Annotated in this window: 4 protein-coding genes; all 4 read left to right on the forward strand. The window is 62.8% G+C overall.

Translation table 11 applies throughout. The features are described 5' to 3' along the window. Positions 1–2: 2 nt before the first annotated feature. Genes tssF through IBT54_RS05140 form a run of 4 tightly spaced genes read left to right on the forward strand, consistent with a single transcriptional unit; the run spans position 3 to position 7,111 of the window. Positions 3–1,874, forward strand: a complete 1,872-nt coding sequence (tssF, locus tag IBT54_RS05125; protein ID WP_147788300.1) for a type VI secretion system baseplate subunit TssF — start codon at positions 3–5, stop codon at positions 1,872–1,874. Continuing rightward, entirely contained in the window at positions 1,871–2,917 is a 1,047-nt protein-coding gene (gene tssG / locus IBT54_RS05130) for a type VI secretion system baseplate subunit TssG (RefSeq protein ID WP_041456810.1), read from the forward strand. The genes tssF and tssG overlap by 4 nt, the downstream gene beginning before the upstream one ends. 54 nt (positions 2,918–2,971) lie before the next feature. After that, positions 2,972–5,581 (forward strand): type VI secretion system ATPase TssH, encoded by a 2,610-nt coding sequence (gene tssH, locus IBT54_RS05135; protein WP_201251718.1) that lies wholly within the window; start codon positions 2,972–2,974, stop codon positions 5,579–5,581. A 27-nt stretch (positions 5,582–5,608) separates the two neighbouring features. After that, positions 5,609–7,111 carry a serine/threonine-protein kinase gene (locus tag IBT54_RS05140; protein ID WP_201251719.1) on the forward strand — a complete coding sequence of 501 codons (1,503 nt, stop codon included), beginning with the start codon at positions 5,609–5,611 and terminating at the stop codon, positions 7,109–7,111. Positions 7,112–7,229 lie beyond the last annotated feature (118 nt).

Below are 7,229 nucleotides of genomic sequence, written 5' to 3' on the forward strand. Positions count from 1 at the left end.
TCATGGACAGCAATCTGCTCGACTATTACAACCGTGAACTGGCTTACCTGCGCGAGATGGGGGCGGAGTTCGCGACGCGTTACCCGAAAGTGGCGGGACGTCTTGGCATGCATGGCATCGACGTGGCGGACCCCTATGTCGAGCGGCTGATGGAGGGATTCGCCTTCCTGACGTCGCGCGTGCAGCTGAAGATGGATGCGGAGTTTCCGCGCTTCTCGCAGCGCTTGCTGGAGATGATTGCGCCATCCTATCTCTCGCCAACGCCGTCAATGGCGATCGCGCAGCTCACGCCGGACAGCCGCAAGGGTGACATCACCCAGGGCTTTCGCGTGCCGCGCGGCACCATGATGGAGAGCCAGAACCTGAAAAAAACCGGGGTGACCTGCAGCTACACCACCGCACACGATGTGGTGCTGCATCCGCTGCGCATCAGCGAAGTCACTCTCGGCGGCGTGCCCGGCGATCTGCCCTCTGGCGAACTAAAATTGGGTGGTCTGGGCGCGGCCAGTGCGCTGCGCATCCGCATCAGCTGCGAGGGGATCTCCTCACTGAGTCAGCTCAGTGTGGATGACCTGATGCTGTTCCTCAGCGGCCCCGATATCCAGGCGCTGAAGCTGCTTGAGCTGCTGATGCAGCACCGGGTCGGCATCGTCCTGCAGTCCGCAGAGCAGCGGCCGCAGCGTCAGGTGCTGACGGATGACGCCCTGCAGCAGGAGGGATTTGCGCCGGAGCAGGCGCTGCTGCCGGACGATCTGCGCAACTTCGACGGCTATCGCCTGTTGCAGGAGTATTTTGCGTTTCCGGCGCGCTTCCAGTTTATCAGCCTGAGTCAGCTCGGCCCGTTCCTGCGTCGCTGCGACAACGCTACGGCGTTCGACATCATTATCCTGCTCGACAAAGCGGACAGCGCGCTGGAAAGCGTGGTCGATCATAGCCATCTGGCATTGCACTGCACGCCGGTCATCAACCTGTTCCCGAAAACCGCCGAGCGCCTGAAAGTCAGCGACAGCCAGCATGAATATCATCTGGTGGTGGATAACATCCGGCCGCTGGATTATGAGGTGCATTCTGTACAGCGGCTGTTCGCCACCGTAGAAGGCCAGCGGGAAGAGCAGGTTTTCCGTCCGTTCTGGAGCACCTTCAGCGGTGACCAGGGTGATTACGGTGCTTACTTCTCGCTGCGCCGCGAACAGCGCACCCTGTCAGAACAGGCGCAGCGCTACGGCACGCGCACCGGCTATATTGGTTCCGAAGTCTTTCTCTCGCTGGTGGATGAGCATCACGCGCCGTGGCGTGATGACGTGCGCTATCTCTCCGCCGAGGTGATGTGTACCAGCCGCGATCTGCCGCTGATGCTGCAGCAGGATCAGGGCAACTTCGTAATGCCGGATTCTATTCCGGTGTCGGAGCTGAAGCTGTGCAAAGGGCCGACGCCACCGCGTCCGGCGCTGGCCGAAGGCCTTTCTGCGTGGCGGCTGATCAGCCATCTGCAGATGAACTACCTCAGCCTGATGGACAGCAGCGACGGGGAAGGTGCTGCGGCGCTGCGCCAGCTGCTGAGCCTCTACGCCAACCTGGCGGAAGCGCCGGTTGCCCGCCAGATTGACGGCATCCGCCACTGTACGCTCAGCGCGGTCAACCGCCGCGTGCCGGAACCGGGCCCGGTAGTGTTTGCGCGCGGCGTCAGCATCACGCTGGAGGTGGATGAGCAGGCGTTTTCGGGTGCCAGTCCGTGGCTGTTCGGCAGCGTGCTGGAGCGGGTCTGTGGCCGCCTCGTAGCGCTCAACAGCTTCACGGAGTTCACCCTGAACAGCCAGCAGCGCGGCGAAGTGGGCTACTGGCCACCGCGCATGGGCCGGAAAGCGCTGATATGAGTGGCGAAAAAGTCATTACGCTGCCGCGGCTGACCCGACTGCCGGATGATTTCTGGCAAAAAGTGATGGCCGCGCCGTGGCGCTACGATCTGTTCCAGCTGCTGCGGCGGCTGGATGCGCAGGGCGGTCAGCGTTATCCGCTGGGCCGTGCGCCGCTGCCGAAGTTCGAATCGGTGCGCATCGGTCAGACGCCGTCACTGGCGTTTGCGCCTGCCACCGTCGCCAGTGCCACGCCACGTGAAGAGTCCGGACGTCATGAGCTGTCGATCTACAGCTTTGGCCTGTTTGGCCCCAACGGGCCGCTGCCGACCCATCTGACTGAATATGTGCATGAACGCATCGTGCATCATCAGGATCACAGCCTGTCGGCGTTTGCTGACCTGTTCCATCACCGCGCCACGCTGCTGTTTTATCGCGCCTGGGCGGATGCGCAGCCGACCGTATCGCTGGATCGCCCCGACGACAGCCGCTTTCTGAACTATCTCGCCTGCCTGGCGGGCATCGGTTTACCGGCCCAGCAGCAGGCCAGTTCTCTGAGTCTTCATGCCCGCCTGATGCTGGTGGGTCATCTCAGCCGTCACGGTCACGATGCCGAAGGGCTGGTGCGTATCCTGCGCCACTACTTTGGCGTGCCGGTCCGGCTGACGCAGAACCTGCCGCACTGGCTGACGCTGGACAGCCGCGATCAGGCCCGGCTCGGCGCGGGACGCCACATGCCCCGGCTGGGTGCCTCTGCTTTTCTCGGGGTGGCGGTGCGTGACGTGCAGCACCGTTTTCGCCTGCACCTGGGCCCGCTCAGCGCCGCGCAGTATGCCCGTTTTCTGCCGGATGCCCCAGGCGCGCAGGAAGTGCGCGACTGGGTGCGTCACTACCTTGGCATCGAAATGCAGTGGGATCTCAGCCTGATCCTGGCCGCTGACGAAGTACAGGGTGTGGCGCTGGGCGGTGCTGCCCGGCTTGGTTACACCAGCTGGCTGGGGCAGATGCCGCAGCCGCAGGATCGAGAAGATTTTATGTTTGAGGTTGAGGCAGCTTCGCGCTAGCCCAGCCGCTTTCCCTGTTACACAGCCTGCGTCTTTCATTGAAGAGAGCCCCCTATGTCAGAAATCAGCCGTGCCGTGCTATTCGGCAAACTGGATACGCTGTTATTTACCTCGCTGGAAAGCGCCACCGCCTTTTGCAAACTGCGCGGCAATCCCTATGTTGAACTGGTGCACTGGCTGCATCAGCTGATGCAGCAGCAGGATGGCGACTTACAGCAGGTCATCACACATTTTTCACTGGATGAAAAGGCCCTGACTCAGGACATCGTTGCCGCGCTGGATCGCCTGCCGCGCGGTGCCAGTGCGGTCTCTGACCTCTCTGAGCATATCGACAGCGCCGTGGAGCGGGCGTGGGTTTACGCCTCGCTGAAATATGGCGCGACCCGCATTCGCGGTGGCCATCTGCTGATCGGCATGCTGAAAACCTTCAATCTGGCCAGCGTGCTGAAAGGCATCTCCGGCCAGTTCAGTCGCGTCAACGCCGATGCGCTGCTGGAGCAGTTCGACACGCTGCTCAGCAACAGCAAAGAAGCGCAGCAGGCGCTGAGCGCCCCGGCGGATGCCACTGGCGCACCGCCTGCCGCCAGCGGCACGACGCTGGAACAGTACGGTCAGGATCTGACTGCGCGCGCACATGACGGCCTTATCGATCCGGTGACCGGCCGTGACGATGAGATCCGCCAGATGGTGGATATTCTGATGCGTCGTCGTCAGAACAACCCGCTGCTGACCGGCGAAGCGGGTGTCGGCAAAACCGCGGTGGTCGAAGGCCTCGCGCTGCGTATCGCGGCGGGCGATGTGCCTGCGCCACTGCGCGATGTGCAGCTCTGGCTGCTGGATATCGGCCTGCTTCAGGCCGGTGCCGGGATGAAAGGGGAGTTTGAAGCGCGACTGCAGGCGCTGATCAATGAGGTGCAGTCCAGCCCGACGCCGATTGTGCTGTTTGTGGATGAGATCCACACCCTGGTCGGCGCGGGCGGTCAGCAGGGCACCGGCGATGCCGCCAACCTGCTGAAACCGGCGCTGGCGCGCGGCCAGCTGCGCACCATCGGCGCGACCACTTGGGCCGAATACAAAAAGTACATCGAGAAAGACCCGGCGCTGACCCGTCGCTTCCAGACCGTGCAGGTGCAGGAGCCGGATGAAGCCAAAGCGATTCTGATGCTGCGCAGCACCGTCAGCGCGCTGGAGAAACACCACCGGGTGCTGCTGCTGGATGATGCGGTCAGTGCGGCGGTGAAACTGTCGCATCGCTACATTCCGGCGCGTCAGTTGCCGGACAAAGCGGTGGCGCTGCTGGATACCGCCTGCGCCCGCGTGGCGGTCAGTCAGGGCACACAGCCTGCGGCGCTGGAGGATTGCCTGCACCGTCTGGCCGCGCTGGAGATTGAAGCGGAGATCATTGAACGCGAAATTAAGGTCGGCCTCGGTGACGTCACCCGCCAGCAGGCGATTGCCGCAGAGCGCACTGCCCTGGAAGCTGAACGCGATGCGCTGCAACAGCGCTGGCTGCAGGAGCGCGAACTGGTCGAGACCCTGATTGCGCTGCGTGCCCGCTGTGTTACCGAAGAGGATGCGGCGCTGCGTGAACAGCGTGATGCAACGCAGCAGCAACTCACTGCGCTGCAGGGCGACACGCCGCTACTGTTTGCCGCCGTCGATGCGGGCGTGGTAGCGGCCGTGGTGTCGGACTGGACCGGTATTCCGCTGGGCCGGATGGTGAAGAATGAGATCGACGCCGTCCTGAATCTGGCTGATACCCTGAACCAGCGCGTCATCGGTCAGCGTCACGGTCTGGAGCTGATCGCGAAGCGGGTTCGCACCACACGCGCGCGCCTGGACAACCCCAACAAGCCCGCAGGCGTCTTTATGCTGTGCGGCCCGTCCGGTGTCGGTAAAACCGAGACCGCGCTGGCGCTGGCCGAGTCGCTGTATGGCGGCGAGCAGAACATCATCACCATTAACATGAGCGAGTTTCAGGAGGCGCACACCGTCTCGACGCTGAAAGGCGCACCGCCGGGCTACGTCGGTTACGGCGAGGGCGGCGTGCTGACCGAAGCCGTTCGCCGTCGTCCCTATAGCGTGGTGCTGCTGGATGAGATTGAGAAAGCCCATCCGGATGTGCATGAGCTGTTCTTCCAGGTGTTCGACAAAGGCTGGATGGAGGATGGCGAAGGCCGCCACATCGATTTCCGCAACACCATCATTATTCTGACCTCGAACGTCGGCACGCAGTTGATCAGCGCGATGTGCGCCGATCCTGAACTGATGCCGGATCCCGATGCCCTGAGTACCGCACTGCGTAAGCCGCTGCTGGAGGTATTCCCGCCTGCGCTGCTGGGCCGTCTGCTGGTGGTGCCCTATTACCCGCTCAGCGATGACATGCTGGCGGAGATCGTGCGGCTGCAGCTGGCGCGCATCGTGCGTCGTCTGGCCGACAACCACGGCATTGAGGCGCAGATCGACGAGTCGGTGGTCAGCCAGATCGTACAGCGCTGCACCGAGGTGGAGTCGGGCGGTCGCATGGTCGATGCCATCCTCACCAACACGCTGTTGCCGCAGATGAGCCAGATACTGCTGAGCGCCCACGCCCGCGATGAGCGCTATCGCCGCGTTGAGGTGCGTTGTGAGCAGGGCGAATTTGTCTGCCAGTTCGCTGTTTAAAGCCTAGTCATCAGAGAGTTTTCGAATATGTCGGAACATGATCAACCCCTGAATGTCCCCAACGCCCTGCCGCTGAGTTACCGCTTCAATGAGTTTGAAATCAAAGAGGTCATCGGCGGTGGCGGCTTTGGCATCGTCTATCGCGCCTGGGATCACCAGCTTGAGCGTGATATCGCCATCAAAGAGTTCATGCCTGCCTCACTGGCAGTGCGCAGCGATGACCTGAATCTGGTACTGCGCAGCGAGCGGTTCAGCAAAACCTTTCACGCCGGCCTGAACAGCTTTATTCAGGAGGCGCGGCTGCTGGCGCGTTTTAACCATCCGAACCTGCTGCACGTGCTGCGTTTCTGGGTGCAGAACGACACCGCCTACATGGGCACGGTGTTCTACAGCGGCACCACGCTCTCGAACTTCCGCGAACGTAATCCGCAGTCGGTGAATGAGGCGTGGATCCGTCGCATGCTGCCGCCGCTGCTGGGCGCGATTAAAACCATCCATGAAGCGGGCTATCTGCATCGCGATATCTCGCTGGATAACATCCAGATCCAGAGCAGCGGCGAGCCGATCCTGCTGGACTTCGGGTCGGCGCGTAAAACCATCGGCAACCTGTCAGATGAGAGCGAGACCATGCTGCGCCCCGGCTATGCGCCGATTGAGCAGTACAGCGACAACGACGAGAGTGAGCAGGGCGCGTGGACCGATATCTACGCGCTGGGCGCAGTGCTGCACACGCTCATTACCGGTGCGCCGCCGCCGGTCAGCGTGGTGCGCAGCATTGAAGATAACTACCAGCCGCTGGTGCAGCGTCGTCTGGCGGGCTACTCCACCGCGCTGCTCAGCGCCGTCGATCACGCGCTGGCGCTGAAACCGGAAGACCGTCCGCAGAGTATTGATGATTTTGCGGTGCTGATGGCGCTGCCGGAGCGCGAGCCTGAACCGCTGCTCAGCGCAAAAATGAGCGGGCCGGGCACCATGCTGGTGCCGATTGAAGAAGAAGAGGTCGTCACACCCGCCTCGCCGCTGAAAACGCTGCTGGGACACCGCTTTGCACTGCCGGGTCTGGTGGCCGCAGGCGTGCTGGTCGGCCTGTGCGCCGGTCTGCTGATGTCGCGTGGTGATGACCAGACGGCGCCGGCTGAGACCGCGCAAAACAGCGCGCCTGCCGCCACCGTCGCGCCGGTTAATCAGCCGGTGGCTGCGCCACCGACGCAGGCTGAGACCCCGCCTGATACCGTTGCCAGCGCCCCGGCTCAGACTGCTGAGCCTGCGCAGACCGCCGCACGTGAACCCGATCCTCAACCGGCACCGCCCCCCGCGCCGGTCGCTCAGGTCTATATCCGTCTACAGCAGGGTGAACGTGTTCAGGTCAACGGTCAGCCGCAGGCGCTGGTCCCGGCGGTGAATGGCTTCGCCACGCTGCAGCTGGCACCGGGTAACTACACCTTTGCCATTAGTGGCCAGAGTGGCACCCGCCAGCAGACGCTGACCATCAGCGAAGAAGGCGTCTGGTTGCTTGATCCACACAGTTAATAGTCAGGGATTACTTATGTTCTCACGCATTACTGCACAGCTGCCGGCGGACGGCCTGCTGTTCCACACGCTCACGGGCACCGAGACGCTGTCCCGTCCGTTTGTGCTCACCGCCGAA

This window comes from Pantoea sp. S62 (assembly GCF_016658625.1).
GTDB lineage: Bacteria > Pseudomonadota > Gammaproteobacteria > Enterobacterales > Enterobacteriaceae > Pantoea > Pantoea vagans.